Below are 21,344 nucleotides of genomic sequence, written 5' to 3' on the forward strand. Positions count from 1 at the left end.
GGCTGCAGCGGAGGTCGTGTACTTTATTCGATTTTACAAGATTGATTTCCAATATGACATTCATTCGTTATAGAAAGAATTTATAAAATTTCTTTAATTCACAATAATTTATAGGTATTCACAAGAAATTGAAGGATAAAGCGCTTTCCGGAATGTGTTTAGATGATAATTTGAATGTATTGAAAACGTTTTAAGCTTTCTTATAGCAAATTATGAGAACGGAATCATCTTTTTCTGGTTCTGCAGGAAGGAGGAACAGTCGGACTGACATCAAAGTGTATCGAATGATGCAAGGGGTTACAACAAAGATTAAGAGGGGAGGAAAAAAGGGAATATTATTTCTCTTTTGCTGCATATGATGAAGAAAAACAGTATTTTTTATATCGTTTCTATAACACTGGTTGCTACACTTGGAGGCCTTTTATTCGGTTATGATACGGCCGTGATCTCGGGAGCGGAAGGTTCCCTTCAAACTTATTTTGCGGAAAACTTAGGTCTTAGTCCTCTCATCCATGGACTGACAGTTTCCAGTGCACTGATAGGGTGTATTATCGGGGGGCTTCTCTCGGGGATTTTCGCCACTAGAATTGGACGAAAAAGAACTTTGATTCTTGCTGCGGCGTTGTTCCTGGTTTCAGCAGTAGGCTCTGCGTTTCCTGAATTGTTATTTTTCACAAGAGGAGAGCCTACGATTGCCCTGCTGCTTACCTTTAACCTGTACCGGATTGTGGGGGGAATTGGTGTCGGCCTGGCTTCCGCAGTAGCACCAATGTATATAAGTGAAATTGCTCCCGCTAAAATCAGAGGGACACTTGTTTCTTTAAATCAGTTTGCAATTATTTTCGGTATGCTCGTCGTTTATTTTGTTAACTGGGGAATTGGACGCGGACAAACAATGGAATGGATTAACGATGTGGGCTGGCGCTACATGTTTTTATCCGAAGCGATCCCGGCTTTACTGTTCCTGCTCCTTCTGTTCACCGTTCCGGAAACGCCAAGGTATTTAATTTCTATTAATAAAGATGAGAAGGCAAAGACCGTTCTTTCAAAAATTTACGAACCTACAATGGTGAAAGCAACGATGTTTGAGATTAAAAAATCCTTCGACGTAAATAAAGCAAAAATATTTTCTTATGGAAAAGGGATTATTGCTATCGGGGTTTTATTATCGGTCTTTCAGCAGTTTGTCGGAATCAACGTCGCGCTTTATTATGCCCCGAGAATTTTTGAAAGTATGGGAGCAGCAAGAGATGCCTCGATGTTCCAGACGATCGTAATGGGATTAGTTAACGTGATATTTACCCTTATCGCAATTTTCACGGTAGACAAATTTGGTCGAAAGCCGCTTTTGATTATTGGTTCTGTCGGCATGACAATCGGTATGTTTGGTGTGGCAGGTATGGCCTATACCAACACTATCGGAATTGGCACATTGATTTTCATTATTATTTACACAGCATCGTTTATGATGTCCTGGGGACCTGTCGTCTGGGTGCTTATCTCAGAGATCTTCCCGAATAAAATCAGAGGGCAGGCTGTGGCCATCGCTGTAGCGGCGCAGTGGGCAGCCAACTATTTCATTTCCTCGACGTACCCTGCTATGATGGATCTGAGCGGCGGACTTACGTATTCCTTTTACGGATTGATGAGTTTAATTTCAGCCCTCTTCATCTGGAAGTTTGTTCCTGAAACAAAGGGCCGTTCATTGGAAGAATTAGAAACTATTTTGATTAATAAAAATAATGAAAAGAGAAAAACTGCCTAAGGAAAGTTTATGAAAAAGGGCGTCATTAAGTGGGGAAACTTAATGACGCCCTTATTTATATGACTGATTATTTAGAAGAAGGTCAACTGGTAGAGAGAATGGCGAAAGGCCTTTTCAATTTTAATAGTAATTTCAAAAGAAGAACCTGGATACTCTGAGGATGTCTTTGCAAAATGTCATTGCTATACGAATTTCTTTAGAGGATGCATAAAAGCCTGAGTACGATTTTTCACGTAGCTGCGTTATAGTTCTTCCGACGTTTAATGATTTGACTGCCTTTTCTAAGCAGGAAGAACGCAATAATAAAGCTGAGTGCTGCTCCGTAAAAAAGGAACGGATGGGTGAATACGTCCATTAAAAGTCCGAGAAAGCCGGGGGCAATGATGGAGGACGCCATCGAAAATAAATAATAGAGGCCGGTAAAGTAGCCGATCTTCTTTTTGCCGCCAAGGTCTGCGACGAGCGGGTAAGCCTGGACGTTTATGAAAGCCCAGAACACACCGCCGAGTAAAAGAAGGATCTGCAGAAGCAGCGTCGCATTGATGCCGGGAATTATCTGACTGAGAGCCGGAGCGGACGGAATAACGATGAAGACGAGCGGAAGCATCACGAGACCGATGAGCATCACCGGTGCTTTTCCCCACCTGTTTCCGATCAGTCCTGCTGGTATTGCAAATAGAACGAAGGAGAGGCTGAAAAACCCGAGTGTAAAGCCGGCGTTGCTTTCCTCCATTCCAAGATATTCCACAGCATAGATGGTAAACTGCGCTTCGACGCCGGAGTAGCCGATAAAATAAATAAATATAGCGGTCAAAATAAACAGATGACCTCGGAACTCCTGCTCCTTCAGTTTCGCCAGGCTTTTCCAAAAAGAGGGACTGCTCTCCTGAATGCCGCTTAAATCATTTCCGGCAGGCTCTGCATACGGCGGGTTCCGGTCGACGGTTATATATAGAAGCAAAAACGATAACAGCAAAAGCAGTCCGGCTGCGATAAACGGATAGGTGCGGTCAATCCCGTACAGGGCCGATAAACCGAACAATGCGATAATAGCGCCGACGCCGCCCATGAAATTAATGATGCCGTTCGCAGAGGATCGTTTTTCAGGCGGTGTGTGATCGGGCATCAGGGCAATTACCGGGGCTCTGTAAATGGTCATCGCAAAAAGAAAAATAATATCTACAACGAGGAGCACCCATAGAGTGACCATGGCGCCGTAGGGAATTAATATGAAAAAGAGGGCGGCCACGGGCATCCCGACGACGAGAAAAGGCAGCCGGTTCCCGATTCGTGTCCTCAGCCGGTCAGACCAGGCTCCGATAACCGGGATAAGCAGGACGGCTAAAAGGTTGTCGAGCCCCATGATTCCGCCGCGGATCGCTGCGCTCTCTATGAAGTCGCCGAGAATTAACGGCATATAGGCATTATAAAACGTCCAGACGAGCATGAGTGCGAAGAAACCGCAGCCGATAACAAAGATTTTCTTGTATGACATATTGCATCATCCGTTCCACTTATTTTAGAAGATATATCACTCTTTGATATACGGTCGAGACCCTACAATAAGAACGGTTTTTCAGCAGATTGGTAAGGAAGAGTTTAGACCTTCCTTCTTCCTCTTTTAACAGCTGATAACTTCCCATTCTGTCTTCCTTATGAAATTCCCTTTTTATTTACGTAAAATACACAAAGAAAGGGGGAGGTGTCAGAGGAGGAAGTGGCAGAAAAAAAGAGAGAACTAGCAAAATTAAAGGTGATTGGCAGAATTATCGATATTTGTGGCAGAAATAAGCGAAGAAGCGGAACAAAAAATCAGAGCTGTGGAGGAATTAAGAGCAGAGGTGGCAGAAATCCTCTTCCAAAGGAACTCCGGTGCCCCCGATAAAGGGATAATTTTCGAAAAGTCCTTTCAAAATGCATTTTGAACGAGCTTACAGCCGTGAAAAACTTGAAAAGGAAAGGAACTTGCAGAAAGTCCGGCAGCAGTGGTAGTTTTTTCTGAAAAAGCCCTTACCTGCCTAATAAAAACCCTCCGAAACGTCTTAACATTCCTTTCCGTAGTATGGAGAGGGGCAGCTTCAATCTTTCTTTATCTGCTCATTGAAGCGAGCTACAAAAACGCTTCCCGATTTGTTATAGTATAACTGACGACAGAACATACATTCTCTGACAAAAAGTTCGGTTACAAAGGAGAACGTTTCCGGGCTTACATAAAATACATCACGTTAAAGGGGCGTACCAGATGAAATTTTTCCATACGGCGGACTGGCATTTAGGAAAGCTCGTGCAGGGCATTTATATGACCGAGGATCAGGAACATATTCTCGAGCAGTTTATCGAAGCGGTGAAAACCGAAAAGCCGGATGCGGTCGTGATTGCGGGGGATTTATATGACCGTGCGGTGCCTCCGACGGATGCCGTGCAGCTGCTGAACCGCGTGCTGGAAACGATCGCAATCGATTTAAACATCCCGCTGCTTGCCATTTCCGGAAACCACGACAGTCCAAGCCGTCTGCACTTCGGACGGGAAATGATGAGGCAGTCCGGGTTTCACATTACCGGGGAATTGAAACTGCCGCTCGATCCGGTCTCGCTCAATGATGAGTCCGGTGAGGTGCATTTTCATCTCGTGCCCTACACGGACCCCAGCCAGGTGCGGCTTGCGCTGGAAGACGAAGCGATTAAAACCCACGACGATGCGCTGCGCGCGATCGCTGCAAAAATAGAGGAAACGAAAGATCCCGAAGCACGGCACGTTTTTGTCGGTCATGCGTTCCTCACTTCGCACGGGGAAGAAAAGGAAAATACGAGTACTTCGGAAAGGCCGCTTTCCATTGGAGGAGCGGATCAGGCGAGTGCCGCTTATCTGGATGGATTTAATTACGTAGCGCTCGGCCATCTGCATCAGGCGCACCAGGTGGGCACGCCTAAAGTGCAGTACGCCGGATCTCCGCTGAAATATTCCCTGTCGGAACAGAATCATAAAAAAGGCTATTTCGTTGTAAAAATCGATGAACACGGGGCAGTGGAAGTGGAGAAGCGGTTCTTACAGCCCCGACGCGATATGTACTCGGTCGAAGGGTATATGGCAGACCTCCTGCAGCACGACATCTGCGAAGACTACGTTTTCGTGAAATTACTCGACGAGACGGTCGTATTGTCAGCCATGGAAAAGATCCGCTCCGTCTATCCGAATGCGATGCACGTGGAAAGAGAATTTCCTGCGCTGGCATTAAATGATGCCGCTGCGCCGAAAGACCGCACGAAAATGGATGACTTCACCTTGTTTCAATCGTTTTACGAGGAAGTAAGAGGATCGGAAGCGCAGGAAGCGACCGAACAATTATTTAAAGAAGCGCTGCAGGAGCTGTCTGCGAAAGAAGGGGAGCGGAAATGAAACCATTAAAAATAAAAATGACCGCTTTCGGGCCGTATAAAAAGCAAGAAATCATTGATTTTAAAGAGTTGCAGGAACACAAGCTGTTTGTCATCTCCGGAAAAACCGGGGCAGGCAAGACGTCGATTTTCGATGCGATCTGTTTTGCGCTTTACGGCGATGCAAGCGGAGAAGACCGCAGTGACGTCCGGGGGATGCGCAGTCACTTTGCCGAAGATGACCTGCATACGTCGGTGGAGTTTGAATTCGAACTGAAGTCGCGCGCATACCGCGTGTTCCGCCAGCTTCCCCACGTAAAGGAAGGAAATAAAAGCGGCACCGGGGAAAAATATGAATTCTACGAGATCACAAACGGCACTGAAATCCCGTTAACCGATCGTTTTATCGCTACCCAGGTGAACGAAAAGATCCAGTCGATTATCGGCTTAACGAAGGACCAGTTCAGCCAGATCGTGATGCTGCCGCAGGGGGAATTCCGCAAACTGCTCACGTCGGAAACGGAAAATAAGGAAGAGATTCTGAGGAAAATTTTCAAGACGAGCTTTTATAAAAAAGTTGTCGAGCATCTGGACGGAAAACGTAAAGAGGTACAAAAGCAGTACGAAGGGCAGCGGAAAACGCGGGATATACATATTGAAAACATCAAAGCTGCACTGCCTGAACGAGAAGGTTCGGCCTTTTTCCGTGTCCTCAAGCAGGAACACTACAACACGAACCAGATTATTGCAGGACTGGAAGAAGAGATGTCCTTCTACGAGCAGGATCAAAACGACAAACAGAAGACATTTCAGGCGAAAGAAGAGAGCTCGAGAAAATACGAAGCGGAGTTTCTGCAGGCACAGGAACGAAATAAACGGCTCGACTTGCTGGACGAAAAAGTTCGTGAAAAAAATCAGCTGGACGAAAAGAAGGAAGAGACCGCAGTAAAGGAAGAGCAGCTGAAGCTTGCAGAGAAAGCAGGCCAGCTGGAACTATACGAAAAGCAGGCCGTGGAAATACGGGAAGAATGTGAAAATCAGCGAAAGCAGCAGGAGACCGCAGAAACCTATTATCACAGCTGTGTGGAAAACCAGGAAAAAGCGCAGGCCGTTTATGAAAAGGAAGAAAAAAACACGGAACTCCGGGAAAAAGTCACAAAAGAAGTGGACCGCCTGGAAACGCTGCTGCCGGCAGTGGAAGAGCTTGAAGGCAGAAAAAAGACGATTCAGCGGCTGGAAAAAGAAGTAGAAACGATCTCTGAAAAAGCCGCGGCGGGGGAGAAGGAAGTCCACCAGGCCAAAGAAGAAAAAACGAAGCTGACAGAACAGCTGAAACCGCTGGAGGAAAGTGTACGATCCCTTCCATCGCAGACAGAAAAGCAGGGACACATGCGAGCTGCGGCGATTGTTTTAAGAGATTACTTGAAAAAGCAGGCTGCAAAAGAAGAAGCGCGGAAAGAAACAGCGGCTTACAAAGCAGACTACGACAAAGAAGAAAAAGCATTCGGTGAACTGGAAGCCCGGTGGATCGACGGCCAGGCAAGCATTCTTGCTTCGGAACACCTGCACGACGGCAGGCCGTGTCCGGTATGCGGAAGCGAAGAGCATCCGGAAAAAGCCGTTTTGACAGACGATATCCCGACAAAAGACGAGCTGGAAGCAAAGCGCCGCGTGAAAAAGCAGAAAGAAACGGATTATTCGAACGCGCAGGCAAAAGTAAATGCCGCTCAGAACGAGGAAAAAGAAAAGAAGCAGGAAGTCATCGACTCCGGCTATGAGCCGGGAAAAGCAGAGGAAGACTTTCAGGAAATTTCACGGCAGGGGAAAAAGCTCGGAAAGGTTATCGAGCAGCTGAAGAAGGATCAGGAGACCGTGGATACTTTACGGGAAACCCTTCAAAAAACAGAAAAAACGCTGGAAGCGAAAATCGAAGAACAAACGAAAACGGCAGATCGGCTGACGGAACTGCGCTCGGACTTCAAAACGGAAAAGTCTCTGTACGAACAGAGCATCACGGCGATTCCGGAAGAGCTGCGCTCCCTGGAACAGCTGAAGAAACAGATAAAAGAAACGAAACAGAAAAAACAGCAGCTTGAAAAGCAGTGGGAAGAGGCGCAGAAAAGCCGCCAGGAGGCGCAGGAGCAGTTTCTTAAGGCCCAGTCGAACCTGAAGCATGCAGAAGAGCGGGTGAAAGAAGCGGAATTGAAGAAAGAGAGAATCCAAAACGACTATGAGATTGCACTTGAAAAAGCCGGTTTTTCCACCGAAGAGGCTTACAAAAAAGCGAAGCTTCCGGCAGAAGTGCGGGAATCGCTGCAGCAGGAAATAGAACAGTACCACAAAGCAGTGCATACTGTTTCGGTGCAGGTGGCAGATCTGCAGGAGGAGTTAAAGAACAAAGAAAGGGTCGACGTAAACACCCTGAAAGAAACGCTCGACGCGCTTAATCGGGAAATGGAAGAAGCGCGTACGGCTTTTCAGAAGGCAAAAACCTGTCTGGAAACGGCCGTGCAGGGAAGGAAGAAAATCACGGATGCGGAAATGGAACTGGCAGACGTGGAAAAGGAATTTCAGCTCGTGAAAGACCTTTACGACGTCGTCAGAGGTGAAAATTCGAAAAAGATCAGTTTTGAACGGTATCTACAGATTGAATTTCTCGAGCAGATTATCCATGCTGCAAACGAACGGCTGAAACGCCTCTCCAATGGGCAGTATTACTTGATACGGAGCGACCGGCTCGAGAAGCGGGGAAGGCAGAGCGGTCTAGGTCTTGACGTCCTCGATAACTATACCGGCCAGATGCGTGACGTTAAAACGTTATCCGGCGGGGAAAAATTCAACGCCTCCCTTTGTCTGGCTCTAGGTATGGCAGACGTCATCCAGTCTTACGAAGGAGGCATTTCCATCGAAACGATGTTCATCGATGAAGGCTTCGGCTCCCTTGACGAAGAGTCGCTGCAGAAAGCGATCGATACGCTCGTCGACCTGCAGCAGTCCGGAAGAATGATCGGCGTCATCTCCCACGTCCAGGAAATGAAGCAGGTTATTCCCGCAACGCTGGAAGTGAAGAAGTCAAAAGAAGGACACAGCGAAACAACATTTGTGCTGAGTTAGGACAGAACCTCCTGATAATGGAACCGTTCCTTATCAGGAGGGTTTCTTAGAATTGGCTATGCTAAACTGCAGGCTGCCTTGAAAATAAAGTAAATAAGTGATAGAGGTACGCTTTCGTTACCATTGAATTTCAACATATATGAGAAAGATTTGTTTCCTTGATTTAGTGAAAAGCAATCGAGTGAATGACCTGCATTGCCGCATTTTTTATTCAAAAAGTTGCGCGTGACATACTTGTACCAAAACATTTTCAGGAGGTAATCATATGAAAGAGATACGGTGGGGAATAATAGGCTGCGGGAATGTTACTGAAGTTAAAAGCGGTCCGGCTTTTCAGCGGATCGAGCACAGCTCTCTCAAAGCGGTTATGAGAAGAGATGGGGAAAAGGCAAAGGATTACGCGGAGCGTCACGGAGTATCTAAATGGTATGACAAGGCAGAAGATTTGATTCATGATGACGAAGTGGATGCTGTTTACATTGCGACTCCTCCTTCTTCACACAAAGAATATACCATTATGGCTGCCGAAGCAGGAAAGCCTGTTTACGTGGAGAAACCGATGGCAAACAATGCAGAAGAGTGTGCAGACATGGTAGAGGTGTGCCTTAAAAACGGTGTTCCGCTTTTTGTTGCCTATTATAGAAGATCTCTTCCGCGGTTTAAAAAAGTGAAAGAGCTTATAGAAAACGGGAGTATTGGCGAAGTCCGGGTTGCTTCGATTCAGCAGGTCCAGCGGCTCGTTCAAAAAGATAAAGATGGACAATGGCCGTGGCGGGTTCTCCCCGATCAAAGCGGGGCAGGGCTGTTTTACGATGTCGGTTCTCACACGTTAGACCTTTTTGATTACCTGCTGGGGCCGATAAGCGATGTGAAAGGGACGGCTCTTAACCTGGCTGCTTCGTATCCGGCTGAAGACACGGTGAGCGGAGTATGGAAATTTGAAAGCGGAGCTGTAGGGACAGGCATGTGGAACTTCTCTTCCTATAAAAATGAGGATGTCAATCGCATCGTCGGTACGAAAGGAGAAATAAAATTTTCCTCGTTCGATGACGAACCGGTTACCCTTATCACGGAGTCCAGTGAAGAAACTTTTTATATTGAGCACCCTAAACATATTCAGCAGGATCATATTCAAACGATTGTGCAGGAGCTGCGCGGAGAAGGAGCGTGTCCGAGTACCGGAGAAACGGCTATGCGTACGAATAAGGTAATGGAGGAGCTCGTTAAAGCGTATTATCAGGAAAACAAATAACAGCGGAAGAGGTTCAGCCTGCAGGACTGCTGCACTCACATAGATGAAAAAACCTTTCGATTAAGGTTGAACGCATCCTTTTAGCAACCCGCTTCTTCCGAAGATGCCGGAGGGCTCAGGGAGTCTTCGGAACGAATGAGCCGAAGATCCGTTTAGAAGTGAGGAAGGGAGGTCCTGCGTCCCCACGGAAATGAAGGCGGCTGTTTACAGAAGCTGTAACTATAAATGGTGTTCAAGCGATAATAAATGCTTTATTTCCAAGGTAGTAAAAAAGTAAAAAAGACCAGCCTTCTGCTTTCTTTTCGAATAGCGGAAGGCGTGCCTCTTTTGCTCATTTACAGATAACCGGTCCTTCCAAAAAGAAGGGCTTTTTCTCATCGCTCTGGTTTATGGATCAACAAGTGAGAAAAACACGCATTGGATTTTATTCATTATCCAAACCGTTCTTCTTATAAGCATAAATGAAAATACCTAAGGCAAGGAATAGAGATACTATAAGAACACCGGTATCTGTAAGATTCCATTGATACTCGCTGTTTAATGAAAAGGAGTCTGCTAGATTGGCCAAAACTCCTCCATACGTGAAATTTAAAATTTCAGCGAAATCCTCATTGAAAATACGGAGGACCGGAGTGGACGTTAACAGAATTAAAATCGGCGTACTTACGAGCGTAGCCTGCGCCTGATTTTTTGCATAAATGCCAATTATATTTCCGATTAAAATGCTGATTAGGCTGGCAGCTGTCGTCATGATCAGATATATAAGTACGGGTATTTCCCCAAAGGAAATTCCGCTTGCCGGAATAATTAATATGTTGGTAGTGACTAGAATGAGCAGGATTGGAATCATACTGCCTAAGAAATATTCAATGCCGTTTACTGACGAAGTCATTAATACTCTCAACGTATGTTTTTCCTTTTCTTCCGCTATAGGTGAGCTGCTCATTGATATACCTGCTATAGCAATATTGAAAATCAGACCAAAACTCAGCAAAAAACCATCTGTTGAAAACGGAGCTCCTCCTTCTCCGGCATCCACTTCCGGCAAAAGATTTCTCATGACGATAACGAAAATTATAGCAAATACCGGTGAGAAAAGGATGCTCATATTACCCAGTATCAATTTTATTTTCAATTGAAAAATGGCGTTAACTTTTCTAAGTGACAGTTTCAAACTAATTCCCTCCCGGTAACTTCCAAGAATACTTTTTCCAGATTTGGTTCACATGAGTGAATCGTCATGAGTTCATCATTTGCCAGCCAATGATTTATTTTTGCGAATGAGTCCGCAGTATGGGGTAAAAGATGTTCTTTTTGATTCCTTAACAGGATCTGGTACTGTTTATCCTGATTATATTTAAGTGTTAAAGCCTTCGGTGAATCATGTTCCACGATAAGCCCCTCGTTTAAAAGTGCTACGTTATCACAAAGTTTGGCAGCTTCATCCATATTATGAGTAGTCAGGAAAATGGCCGTCCCGCTATCCTTTAATTCGGTCAATAAGGCGTGAATTGATTCTGTTGTAACGGGGTCGAGCCCGCTTGTAGGTTCATCTAAAAAAAGTATTTTTGGTTGATGCAGCATGGCTCTTGTAAGAATTAAACGCTGTTTCATTCCTCTGGATAAATTTTGGGCAGGTTTATTTTTATCTCCAAATAAACCGACTTTTTTGAGGAGGAAATCAATCCTCTTTTTATCCACATTCAATAACTTGGCAAATACGGTCAAATTATTATAGACTGACAGCCTCTCGTATAACCCGCTATTATCCGTGACAATTCCCAATTGTTCATAAATACTTTCTTCGATCTCTTCTACTGGTATTCCCAAAATAAAAGCTTTCCCGGAAGTTGGTGCCAGCTGTCCGGTTAAGATTTTAATCGTGGTTGTTTTTCCTGAGCCGGAAGGACCTAAAAATCCAAATATTTCTCCTTCGTGTACAGAAAAGCTTATATCTTTTAAAGCTTCTTCATCCTTGAATTTTTTTGATAACTTTTCCACCTGGATTAATTTTTTTGCCACTTAGTTTCTCTCCTTTATAACGCATGTGATGGTTATCAACGGACGTTGTCTAACCTGTTCACAATCTACTCTATAGAAACAAACTGAAATTGTCGTAAATCCCCGCTGAACAGTAACAATACTAAGCCCAAATGTAACAAAAAGAGACTGAAATAATGCTATTTCAACCTCAAATGTTCGTTAAAATTCAATTAATGTCCGCATTTCTTCTAAACGGCTGCGTGAGAGGGGCAGTTTCACGTTGGGATTTCCTTTCAGAATTAATGTATAGCTGTTCTTTGAATAACTCACTAATTCGGATACACGCTGTAAATTAACAAGGTAAGAACGGTGGCATCGAAAGAAGCCGAAATGAGTCAGCTTTTCTTCCAGTTCATTCATCGTTAAATCAGTCGGGAAGTGTTCGTTCCCTATTCGAATCGTGCTCACACTGTTAACACTTTCAATAAAATCAATTTCGTCAGGGCTGAAAAAGACAGTTTTATCAGCCGAGCGGCTGGATACTTTATAGACTTTACTGGGCTTCATTCCCATATCGGCTTTATCTGCCGGCACCAGGTTATGGTCATCAGAGAGATCTGTTTTTTCCAGTCCGCTATAACGGTTGTAACGGTAAATATCGCTGCTCAATAACAATAATTCTTCAAGGTAATGAGAGGTAAATAAAACAGCGGTATTATTTTCCTGAAGATGTTTTATGGCTTTCAAGTATAATTCAATCCCATCCGTCGAGGAATTGCTCAGAGGACTTTGAATCAATACTAACTCTGGAGAAAATAAGGACATTCGTAATAAGCTGACTCTCCTTTTTTGATCCAGGGTTAATTTGCTGATTTTTGTTTTCCAGACATCAGATAACGAAAATGTGCCAATAAGATCTTCAACAGAAGTTTTAAAACCAGCTATCTTTTTAAAAATAGTTAAGTAATTGCAGACAGTTAAGGTTTCATATAAACCATCTTCCGTAAATTCCGTTAATATGTTGTTCGTTTCCTTTTTGATATGGCCGCTGGAAGGAGCGATCTTCCCGGCCATCAGCTTTATAAGAATACGGCTTTCTTCGCTGGTCATCTTAATTCCAATCTGGGAATTTTCTTTTATAATTAAATTAATATCTTTTAAGACTGTATAGTTATCATCTTGTTTCATGACGTTTTCTAAAGTCATTAAGGTCACTCAAAGCACGCCTTTCCTTATTTAAGTGTTTCCATCAGGTTTATTGTAATCAAAATCACATGGGAAGAATACAGCCATTTTTTGCTGTGCGGGATGTTAACGAAACGGAAGATGCTTTTTGAAGGATTAAAAATAATGGCTGTCTTGATAATAAAGTAAATAAGCGGTGAACGTGCGCTATCGTTTCCATGGGGACGCTTTCCGGGACCGGTCTCAGCTAATCCCGTCCTCCCTGCGGTCGTGCGGGGTGGATCTTCAGCTCGTCCTTATTCGCCACGGAGTCGCCCCATGTCCTCTCCAGCTTACGTTAAAAAGACAGAGCAGATCTGATAAGGAAGGCCATTCTGAACTGGATAGAGGGGAAACTCCATTCCTATAGAATGACCTTTTCATGACTCATGGGGCAGCTGTCCGGCATACGTATCTCTATATAGCTTGTTTTCACCAAGTCTGCGTAAGAGCCACTGAGTTTAACACAGCAAAAAAATACGAACTGTTACAACTTATTGAGGTGAAGGAAGATCAAACGAAACAAATCCTGGATTATAAGTAATTATAACAAAATGAAAAGTTAAATTAGGAAAGGTATTTGATATTGAACGGAGATCGTCATCAGGGAGGGACAGTTGAAGACAGGCCCCTTGGTAAGTGTCCCGAGTGAAACAACGACGGCGGGCAATAGAGAAATTTATAAATAATAAATTCATCAGATGTATTGAACTCAGAAAGGAGGCGTTCAAATTGGAAATTAATAATTTAATCAAAGTGAAGACGAGGCAGGAATTAAGGGAATGGTTCGAGGAAAATTCAAAGACGGAAAAATTCTGCTGGATAATAGTGAGCAGGACTGAAAAAGAAGATGTCATATTGTATCTGGATGCCGTGGAGGAAGCTTTATGTTTTGGCTGGATTGATGGGATAGCAAAGAAAACTTCAGACACAAACGAACCGGCACAAAGGTTTTCTCCGAGAAAGAAAAACAGTAACTGGACAGAATTAAATAAAGAAAGAGTAAGAAGATTAGATAAGCTGGGATTGATGAAAGAAGAAGGACTCGCCATTCTCCCTGATATGCGGGACGAATCTTTTACTATAGATAAACATATTGAAAACCGCCTAAAAGAAGACGCTCAGTTATATAAGAACTTTATGAAATTCCCCGAACTTTACAGAAGGATCAGAATTGATACTATACAGAGTTATAGAAAGGAACCGGATATCTATAATAAAAGGTTGGAAAAGTTTATTGAGAATACAAGAAATAATAAAATGTACGGTCAATGGAATGATAATGGCCGCCTGATCAATTATTGATCAGGCAAAGATAATGCCTGAAACCCAGATGCCCACTGTGGGAAGGGATACAGGTTGATTCTTTCGACAGTCCTTGAGGAGGAAATATTCGAAAAGTACCTGGTTCAATTTACTCTGCTTATGAAAGATAGTTGACATTGAGAATCATTATCATATAAAATAAGATCATTAAATGATAATTGTTCTCAATTGTTTTGTGTTGTGATTTATGGTAATCCGCCCTTTTATCAAGATGACGTTCTTATACTTCCTTTTCGTGAAAGCAGAGGACATAACTTTCATGCGAACTGGATAGAGAAAAATGGGTAAAAATGGTATTTAATGCATTAAAGAAAAATGAAGGTGAGCTGCCGTTCAAAAGGAAATTAAATTTGAAAATAAATGGACGGCTTGAAAAAGTATTCGTCCAAATGGAGGGTGCATATGGTTGATCATTATATTGCCGTACAATCATTCCTGTATCAAATAGACTGTTCCTGCCCGGATAAGAAACACGCAGGGAGAGTGAAAATTAATCAGAAGGATATTATCAGCGTTCAGAATGATCAGATGATTAAGAGAGCAGACGTATGGTATGTTTCCGTCAAAGTGAACGAGCACCGTTTTTATATGTCCTGCGATGATTTAAACCGCTGTTACACCCTGGGCTTAGTATTATCCGAAATGGACGTTGAACTGCAGCTCAATCATCTCCATTACCAAATCGACAAGGCCCTGGATCTTTCTGATAAAAGTAAATTCAACGAACTATCACAGAAATGGGTAGAAACGAAACAGTACAGCCGGAAATTTGCGTCTGTAAAACGTCCTGTGGAACTCTCTGTGTAAATGAGATTAAATCCCGGGAGGTAGACTTAAACCTGGAATATCCGCCCATAGAGAAGCTGTAGAAAATGGCCGTGCTCCTGAACAGGGAGACGGCTTTTTTTGTTACTTTTTTAGTTATTTTAACGTACATTTTATTAATAGATAAAGTAACTGTTCGTATATAAAGTCGGAGGACTGAAACGGCAGACGGCGGCTGCGACGGGATTTTAGCGAAGTCTAAAAATCCGTTCTTCCGGTTCCGAGCAGTGGAAGAATTAGTTGAAGACGAGCCCCGCGGAAAGCGTCCGTCTGAAGTGGAAATCATTCACCATGTTCGGAACTCCCTTTCTTACAGCGACTTATGTAATTGATTCAAGCATGCGAATATTCACATACTATTTCAAAATACTTGAAGCGGATAAAAAAGTAGTGCAAAATAGTGGAATATTCAGAAATGTAATGATAGTCACAAAAGACGAGTACTGAAATTTTTAAACTGCCGGCATGAAGCATTGGAAAATTACGCAGAACGCAGTTCCGGCCGGAAATCCTCTTCAAGGCGAACGGAAGCGAATCTGCCTATTGAACTAACAGCACTTTATGTTATAAATACAAATCCTGCTGAGAAGGAGGAAGATAAAAATGGAAGAAACGAAATGGGATATGCAGGAAGTGAAGCGTTTGAAAAAGAAGCGGTTAATTCATACTAATCTCATCATGCTTATCCTTTTCTTCCTGCTCGTTTATTACATACAGTCAGGTGGTTCCGTTCTCGTCTTATTCGGGTTATGCTGCGTGATTATGTGGATGATGATCATCCAGATGCTGTTTACGCTGAAAACCGGAAAGACTATCGGTACAAAAACAAGTCAGCTTGTTCAGGCTTTCGATAGAGATCATAAGGGAGAAAAGAGCTGGAAGCGCAGAAGAACAGCAGAAACTATTTTTCTCGTTACATTTAATCTTTTCCTCACTATTTCCTTATTTATTTTCAACTTTGAGGCACTAGACCTGCGTTTTTCTTCAACCGCATTCCCATTTATCGGAAGCTGGATAGGCTATAACATAGGAGAGAGTTACAGAATAAACCGTTTGTGAAGAAGGCAGAAGCTGTAGGGGCGATATTAAAAAATAAGCTCTGTTAAGTCTGTTGTTGATATATATAAGAAAACTTCGCTTCAACTCGGCAGGCTTGCCGTGGAGGAGCTTTCCAGCTTCCTCGTGCTTCGCCCTGCGGGATCTTCCAATCTCCTTTTTCCACAGGCGTCCGCCGGTTTCCGCTTCGTTTTGATTCTTCCATACAGAAACCCCGCTTGTTGAATCAAGAAGATACCAAGGTAAAAACCAGTGCCAAGGTGATTTTTCAAGACGCCTGCGGAAAAAGAAAGCGGGAAGATCCTCCCGGACGCAAGGGAGGGAGAGCTGAGGGCTTTCTCCGCGGCAAGCGAAGAAAAAAGAGCCGCAGGCAATCCAATAACAACACGGAGCTTTAACAGAGCCAAAAAATCAGTAATTACGACGAAAGACTATGACCATTAGAGTTTAAATTGGTTCACTCCAGTTACAGGAATAAATTTTATGACTGGAAAATCAAAAAGAGAAACAGAACCCTTTTACAGAAAGGGAGGATAAGATGGCTGAATCAAACTGGGATATACAGGAAGTGAAGGATTTAAAAAAGAAGCGGTTATTTCATATTGATATCATGGTATTTTTTATGCTCGTTCTACTGGCTTTTTATATAGAGGCCGGGGGGAGAGGGGATGTTTTATTAGGACTCTGCTGCGCGTTTTTATGGTTGTGGGCAGCAAGCATGTTTTACTCTGTTAAAACAGGAAAGGCATTCGGCACGACAACGAACCAGCTTGTTCAGGATTTTGACAGAGAGCAGAAAGGGGAAAAACAGTGGAAGCGTAAAACTATAGGAGAGGCTGTCTTTCTCAGCATTGCAGCACTCGGGTTTACCATTTTATTAGTTGTTCTCGATTTTAACTCTCCAAGTTTGAGTTTTACGCCCATCGCTTTTTCAATCATAGCGAATTGGGTTGGTTTTAATATAGGAGAGCTGATCAGGATGAATAATTTATGAGGAAGGGTAATTTTTATTGCCATAGATTGCCGATTATCAAAAAATTCATCTATGGTTTTCATACTAAATAGCTTTACTTAAGAAAAAGCTTTGTTAAAGCTTGGTGTTCATAGCAGGAGGACTGAACCTCTTTCCCCTTTAGAAGTGAATGCATGTGGTCACCCTTATGTCCAGGGTGATCTTCCAGCTTTCTTTTGTCCGCAGGTGTCTCGAAAAATCATGTTGATGCTCGTTTAATAAAAAACTTCGTTCATATAATCAGTAGGCTTTCAGCTGTAAGGGACAATGGCCCTATGGGAGAAGGTAATTGAAAGATGACGAAGGAACACAAATCTAACCGGAGATCTCCCCACTGCTGATGAAAAAGAATAGTCCTTGGAAAAAAGGGAGGTGACTGGAGTCGACTAACTTTTACTTCAGCATTACTGGCTTATTTAACTAATTCCACCTGTTAGTTTAATGGACTGCCACGATTTTAGAATAAAGAAAAGTGATAAGCAGAATTAATACACCAAGAAGTACGGTTCCTCCGCCGATGAAAAGAGAAATACCCATTCCATCCCATCCTCCTACATACAACAATCCCCAGTAAAATATTCCTGCCCCAGAGAAGGCGAATAAAAATCCCGTTATATATTTTCTTTTTTTCAAAACACTCCAAACAATCCCAAGAAAAGCAAGGACTAAAACAATAACTGGAAACCATAAAAGAAGGATATCCATCATTGCAGAATTCATCGTAACAGCTCCTATTCTTTGTTAGGTGACGTTTTTATTTCGTTTTGGTGTTTATTCTTCTATGTGAACGTGCCAGTTTGTTTAACAGGAAACGTTGTTTATAACATGAATCCAGATAACCTGATTGTATCATACGCCTGCTTCCGTCTTTTATTTTCAAGGCAGTCTGACAAAAGGGGTCCACAACTAATATGCTGTGGACCCCTCTCCTGTATTATATATTTATTTCACCGAATTTATTTAGTAGACCTTAATAATTTTTCTTCAAAAGGGAAGTCGGAGAAGTTTTCGACGCCGTCCTCTGTTACGAGAAGCTGCTCTTCCAGTTTGACTCCTTCTTTTCCTCCCGGAGAGCCAATATAGCTTTCCACTGATAAAACCATGTTGGGCTGAATGATGCCGTCATAGCCTTTCTCTTCAAAATCCTGAGGGTAGACGATATAAGGGTATTCCCCGCTCAGACCTGTTCCGTGAGCGACAGTGAAATAACGGTTAGGAAAAAATTCATCGGGTATCTGCCAGCTTTTTTCTGCGTATTCCCGGAAAGACATGCCAGGTTTCAGAAGCTCAATATTGTTTTGAATTTGTGCGTAAGCCGTCTGATACAGCCGCTTCTGTTCGTCCGTCGGTTCGCCTTTGCCGCAGTAGAACGTGCGGCTGATATCTGTGAAGTAACCGAATGGGCCGTTCATATCCGTATCGAAAGCCACGAGCTCCCCATCCTGAATCACTTTATCGCTGCATTCCTGGAACCATGGATTCGTGCGGCTGCCGGAGTTGAGAAGTCTCGTTTCAATATAATCGCCGCCTTGGGAAATGTTGACGGTATGAAGGTTCGCCCATAATTCATTTTCCGTAATACCGGGCTCCAATGCCTGCTGCATGCGGATCATGCCTTCTTCCGCCGTTTTAACGGAAATCTTCATAGCTTGAATTTCCTGATCGCTTTTAATGCTTCTTGCATGTTCAATAGGTTCCTGTCCGTCCACGACGTCGATGCCTTCTTTTGCAAGCTCAATAGCTCCGACGGATGGCACGTAGTCAATTGCCAGCTTTTCGTTTTCTCCTGCGTGAGTCCGGAAAAGGTCGGCAATTTCTTTTGCCCAGTCTCTGGCATTTTGGTACAGGTTCTCACCTGATGCGACGTAAGAAAGTGTCGTCGCCGGCCTTACTTCGTCGATCGTCTCGATCCCATCGGAAAGATGCTCACAGTTTGGAAAATCAAATAAGGTGACCGGCCCTTCCGTAGGGATAAAAGCATAGCGGGCAGGATTTCGCAGCATGAATACCTGCATGTTCCGGCTTCCCGTGGCATATCGCAGATTGACGGGATCAAAAATGACAATGCCTCCATACCCGAGCTTCTTTAGTTGTTCCCGGACCCTGCCTAAGCGATACTGTCTCATTTTAACAATATCGATTTGTGTTTTATCATGACGGATGCTCGTTAGTTTACTCATGATTGTCCTCCGTTTCGATTTTTGTGACTGTATAACTAACATATTATAATAAGTTTTAACTTATTGCAATAAGTGGCGGAGGGACCATCTACTCAATTTCAATCGTATAGTTAAATGCTTTAGGCGTATATTTTGTCAAACTGTATTCAATGGGAGCGGCGTCTATACCGAGCGTAGTTCTTTCAATGGTAATTAAAGCTTCTCCCGGTGTAATACCGAGCAGGTCGGCTTCATAAGGTGCAGCGTTTGCTGCGGAGACATGTTCTTTTATGTTTTTGTGATGAATTCCGTGCTCTCCCAAAGCGGGGAAATAGTCAAATTCCTTATTGGCCGCTTCTTCGACTGCTTGTCCGACTTCGAGGGGAAAGTAGGAACGCTGGACAGCGATTGGGCTGCCATCAGCAATACGCAGCCGCTCCATAAAGAAAACCTCTGCCGTTTCCGGGAGGGAAAGCTGATATTTGGCAGCGTAATGTGCCTGGCTCTTTTCCATACGGAGAATAATAACAGACATCTCAGTCCCGGTTTCATGGTGGATGATTCCGGGATTGCCGATACCTTCCTCCGGTATTTTTTTCACTTTTGCAGGAGCCCCGCGGCTTATCTCCAGCGTGCCGTTCTGCACCAGTTCCCGTATCGCCTGCCTGATTGTTGTACGGCTGACGTTGTACTGCTCAATCATCTGACTTTCAGAAGGGAGCGAATCTCCGGGTTTCCAGGTCCCGTCTTTTATATTGGCTGTTAACTTATTTTTTATTTGAACATATAAGGGCAGTTTCTTTTGTTTTTGATTCATCTTTATCTCTCCTTCTGTATCTATACTATTTCTTTCAATCAAATTGCTCAAGTGCAGAAGAATAACCGGCGGGAAAAATTTTTCGCGAGGCTGCCTTGAAAATAAAACACTGGCGTCCATTTTCATCCACCAACGACTATTCCAGAATGCTTGAAGCAGGGAAAGATATGATGCAAAATAGTGGAATATTCAAAATTATGAGGTGATTTAATGGTTATAAACTATGAGGGAAAGAGATTTATTGCTATAGAAAACACGGAGAACGGGGAGGTATCCTCAAAGACAATTTTCGAGTACAAACAAGATAAGAATATCCTTTCTGCCACGTACAGCGGTGGGGACGTTGTAAAAGGAACATTAATCGGGATAGTAGAGAAAGACGGGTGCTTAAACTTCAGGTATAACCATGTGAATACTGGTAATGAAATAAGGGGAGGGAAATGTTATTCTACGCCTGAGATTCTTTCAGACGGTAGAATTAGACTGCACGAAAACTGGAAATGGTTTGATAGAGAGCAGACGGAAGGAACGTCTACTATAGAAGAAGTAGTGTCACAGACAGACATTCCATAAGGATTTTGTTTTCCAGGGTTCAAGGGAGTTGAGGTGTGAAAATGAAAAGTCCGAATCGCATTTTATCTTTAGTGATTTTACTTATTGGCATTACTTTTTTAATACTTTCTTTCCTGTTCCCAAGCGAAATACAAATAGGAGCTTTTATTGCTTGTCTATTCATATCCTTATTGTTCTATGTCCTTTATAAAAGGGAAAAACCAGAAATCAGAGAATAAGAAGCGATGTAATCATGATGTATGGAAAGGCAGGTTATTGTGGAGGCTTATAAACATGGAAGGAAGACCCTGAATGTACCATTTTTACAAGAAGAAAACCGGAACTGATGCTGTTTTTGTGAAAATGCATTAAAAAAAGCGAAAAGACTTTGTTGAAAGGAAAGCGCACGTTCCCCACTCTTCTACTTTATTACAAAGGAAGCCTTGATAATTAATCGTGATGGATCATTCTCAAGCATAATTCGGAACCGGTCATGCCGCAGACATCATTTAACAGTTTTTAAATCTACTATAAAGAGAGGAGCCGCCTTTAGCGGCTCCTTTTTTTATTTTGTGCATTTCTTTTTTTGCCGCTGTCCAAACCGGCGAGAGCGTCATTTTCATCCACGTATGAATCGAAAAACAACAAGGCAGGTTTACAAAAAATCTCCACTGTGGTAAATTTAAAATATTAAATATGTTAAATAAAAATTTAACAAAACTAATAGGAATGGTATTCTATCAACTTCATAGGCGGAAGCAGAAGCCAAATCTAAAAAAACAAAAGGGAACAACTGCGTTTTTTTGGATTGAAAAAATAAATACGGCTGCATCTGTGAAGTCTTTTAATGAATGCCTTTCATAAACGTTCGACTAAAGCAGTGA

General features: G+C 43.0%; 16 protein-coding genes. 9 read left to right on the forward strand and 7 right to left on the reverse strand.

The genetic code is table 11. The features are described from left to right. Window positions 1-355: 355 nt before the first annotated feature. On the forward strand, window positions 356-1,765 hold the full coding sequence (gene xylE / locus FTX54_RS04150; RefSeq protein WP_147803318.1) for a D-xylose transporter XylE: 1,410 nt from the start codon (window positions 356-358) through the stop codon (window positions 1,763-1,765). 229 nt (window positions 1,766-1,994) lie between these two features. On the opposite strand, the gene FTX54_RS04155 is transcribed toward xylE, so the two are convergent. After that, on the reverse strand, window positions 1,995-3,260 hold the full coding sequence (locus FTX54_RS04155) for an MFS transporter (protein WP_147803317.1): 1,266 nt from the start codon (window positions 3,258-3,260) through the stop codon (window positions 1,995-1,997). A gap of 747 nt (window positions 3,261-4,007) precedes the next feature. On the opposite strand from FTX54_RS04155, the gene FTX54_RS04160 reads away from it, so the two are divergent. From FTX54_RS04160 to FTX54_RS04170, 3 genes are all read left to right on the forward strand, one after another. Then, complete coding sequence (locus FTX54_RS04160) at window positions 4,008-5,162, forward strand: exonuclease SbcCD subunit D (RefSeq protein ID WP_147803316.1); 1,155 nt, start codon at window positions 4,008-4,010, stop codon at window positions 5,160-5,162. Further along, window positions 5,159-8,254 (forward strand): AAA family ATPase, encoded by a 3,096-nt coding sequence (locus FTX54_RS04165; RefSeq protein ID WP_147803315.1) that lies wholly within the window; start codon window positions 5,159-5,161, stop codon window positions 8,252-8,254. The genes FTX54_RS04160 and FTX54_RS04165 overlap by 4 nt, the downstream gene beginning before the upstream one ends. A 265-nt stretch (window positions 8,255-8,519) precedes the next feature. Further along, entirely contained in the window at window positions 8,520-9,506 is a 987-nt protein-coding gene (locus FTX54_RS04170) for a Gfo/Idh/MocA family protein (RefSeq protein WP_147803314.1), read from the forward strand. A gap of 424 nt (window positions 9,507-9,930) precedes the next feature. On the opposite strand, the gene FTX54_RS04175 is transcribed toward FTX54_RS04170, so the two are convergent. From FTX54_RS04175 to FTX54_RS04185, 3 genes are all read right to left on the reverse strand, one after another. Next, on the reverse strand, window positions 9,931-10,680 hold the full coding sequence (locus FTX54_RS04175; protein ID WP_147803313.1) for an ABC transporter permease: 750 nt from the start codon (window positions 10,678-10,680) through the stop codon (window positions 9,931-9,933). Beyond that, the gene (locus tag FTX54_RS04180) at window positions 10,677-11,528 is read right to left on the reverse strand and encodes an ABC transporter ATP-binding protein (protein WP_147803312.1); all 852 of its coding nucleotides are present in this window, start codon (window positions 11,526-11,528) and stop codon (window positions 10,677-10,679) included. Before FTX54_RS04180 ends, FTX54_RS04175 begins: the two co-directional genes overlap by 4 nt. A gap of 180 nt (window positions 11,529-11,708) precedes the next feature. Beyond that, entirely contained in the window at window positions 11,709-12,695 is a 987-nt protein-coding gene (locus FTX54_RS04185) for a LytTR family transcriptional regulator DNA-binding domain-containing protein (RefSeq protein ID WP_246125595.1), read from the reverse strand. Window positions 12,696-13,445: 750 nt separating this feature from the next. Between FTX54_RS04185 and FTX54_RS04190 the strand changes: the two genes are divergently transcribed. The 4 genes from FTX54_RS04190 to FTX54_RS04205 all read left to right on the forward strand — a co-directional run bounded on the left by FTX54_RS04190 (window position 13,446) and on the right by FTX54_RS04205 (window position 16,914). Further along, on the forward strand, window positions 13,446-14,018 hold the full coding sequence (locus FTX54_RS04190) for a YdeI/OmpD-associated family protein (RefSeq protein WP_147803310.1): 573 nt from the start codon (window positions 13,446-13,448) through the stop codon (window positions 14,016-14,018). A 423-nt stretch (window positions 14,019-14,441) separates the two neighbouring features. Continuing rightward, window positions 14,442-14,846 (forward strand): IDEAL domain-containing protein, encoded by a 405-nt coding sequence (locus FTX54_RS04195; RefSeq protein WP_187254502.1) that lies wholly within the window; start codon window positions 14,442-14,444, stop codon window positions 14,844-14,846. Between the two features lie 621 nt (window positions 14,847-15,467). Next, window positions 15,468-15,923 (forward strand): hypothetical protein, encoded by a 456-nt coding sequence (locus tag FTX54_RS04200; RefSeq protein WP_147803308.1) that lies wholly within the window; start codon window positions 15,468-15,470, stop codon window positions 15,921-15,923. 535 nt (window positions 15,924-16,458) lie between these two features. Further along, window positions 16,459-16,914, forward strand: coding sequence for a hypothetical protein (locus FTX54_RS04205; RefSeq protein WP_147803307.1), 456 nt, complete (start codon window positions 16,459-16,461; stop codon window positions 16,912-16,914). 456 nt (window positions 16,915-17,370) lie between these two features. Here the strand turns inward: FTX54_RS04205 and FTX54_RS04210 are convergent, their stop codons facing one another. The 3 genes from FTX54_RS04210 to FTX54_RS04220 all read right to left on the reverse strand — a co-directional run bounded on the left by FTX54_RS04210 (window position 17,371) and on the right by FTX54_RS04220 (window position 19,908). Next, window positions 17,371-17,652, reverse strand: coding sequence for a hypothetical protein (locus tag FTX54_RS04210; protein WP_147803306.1), 282 nt, complete (start codon window positions 17,650-17,652; stop codon window positions 17,371-17,373). A 236-nt stretch (window positions 17,653-17,888) separates the two neighbouring features. Beyond that, window positions 17,889-19,112, reverse strand: a complete 1,224-nt coding sequence (locus FTX54_RS04215; RefSeq protein WP_246125590.1) for a M24 family metallopeptidase — start codon at window positions 19,110-19,112, stop codon at window positions 17,889-17,891. Between the two features lie 88 nt (window positions 19,113-19,200). After that, window positions 19,201-19,908, reverse strand: a complete 708-nt coding sequence (locus FTX54_RS04220; protein ID WP_187254501.1) for a GntR family transcriptional regulator — start codon at window positions 19,906-19,908, stop codon at window positions 19,201-19,203. A 210-nt stretch (window positions 19,909-20,118) separates the two neighbouring features. Between FTX54_RS04220 and FTX54_RS04225 the strand changes: the two genes are divergently transcribed. Further along, window positions 20,119-20,481, forward strand: coding sequence for a n-acetylglutamate synthase (locus FTX54_RS04225; protein ID WP_187254500.1), 363 nt, complete (start codon window positions 20,119-20,121; stop codon window positions 20,479-20,481). Window positions 20,482-21,344: the final 863 nt, after the last annotated feature.

Source organism: Alkalicoccus halolimnae, from assembly GCF_008014775.2.
Classification (GTDB): domain Bacteria; phylum Bacillota; class Bacilli; order Bacillales; family Salisediminibacteriaceae; genus Alkalicoccus; species Alkalicoccus halolimnae.

Bases quoted from the DNA above. Each gene is read 5' to 3' on its own strand.
- xylE (WP_147803318.1), top strand. From the start codon at position 356: ATGATGAAGAAAAACAGTATTTTTTATATCGTTTCTATAACACTGGTT.
- FTX54_RS04155 (WP_147803317.1), bottom strand. From the start codon at position 3,260: ATGTCATACAAGAAAATCTTTGTTATCGGCTGCGGTTTCTTCGCACTC.
- FTX54_RS04160 (WP_147803316.1), top strand. From the start codon at position 4,008: ATGAAATTTTTCCATACGGCGGACTGGCATTTAGGAAAGCTCGTGCAG.
- FTX54_RS04165 (WP_147803315.1), top strand. From the start codon at position 5,159: ATGAAACCATTAAAAATAAAAATGACCGCTTTCGGGCCGTATAAAAAG.
- FTX54_RS04170 (WP_147803314.1), top strand. From the start codon at position 8,520: ATGAAAGAGATACGGTGGGGAATAATAGGCTGCGGGAATGTTACTGAA.
- FTX54_RS04185 (WP_246125595.1), bottom strand. From the start codon at position 12,695: ATGACTTTAGAAAACGTCATGAAACAAGATGATAACTATACAGTCTTA.
- FTX54_RS04195 (WP_187254502.1), top strand. From the start codon at position 14,442: ATGGTTGATCATTATATTGCCGTACAATCATTCCTGTATCAAATAGAC.
- FTX54_RS04200 (WP_147803308.1), top strand. From the start codon at position 15,468: ATGGAAGAAACGAAATGGGATATGCAGGAAGTGAAGCGTTTGAAAAAG.
- FTX54_RS04205 (WP_147803307.1), top strand. From the start codon at position 16,459: ATGGCTGAATCAAACTGGGATATACAGGAAGTGAAGGATTTAAAAAAG.
- FTX54_RS04210 (WP_147803306.1), bottom strand. From the start codon at position 17,652: ATGAATTCTGCAATGATGGATATCCTTCTTTTATGGTTTCCAGTTATT.
- FTX54_RS04215 (WP_246125590.1), bottom strand. From the start codon at position 19,112: ATGAGTAAACTAACGAGCATCCGTCATGATAAAACACAAATCGATATT.
- FTX54_RS04220 (WP_187254501.1), bottom strand. From the start codon at position 19,908: ATGAATCAAAAACAAAAGAAACTGCCCTTATATGTTCAAATAAAAAAT.
- FTX54_RS04225 (WP_187254500.1), top strand. From the start codon at position 20,119: ATGGTTATAAACTATGAGGGAAAGAGATTTATTGCTATAGAAAACACG.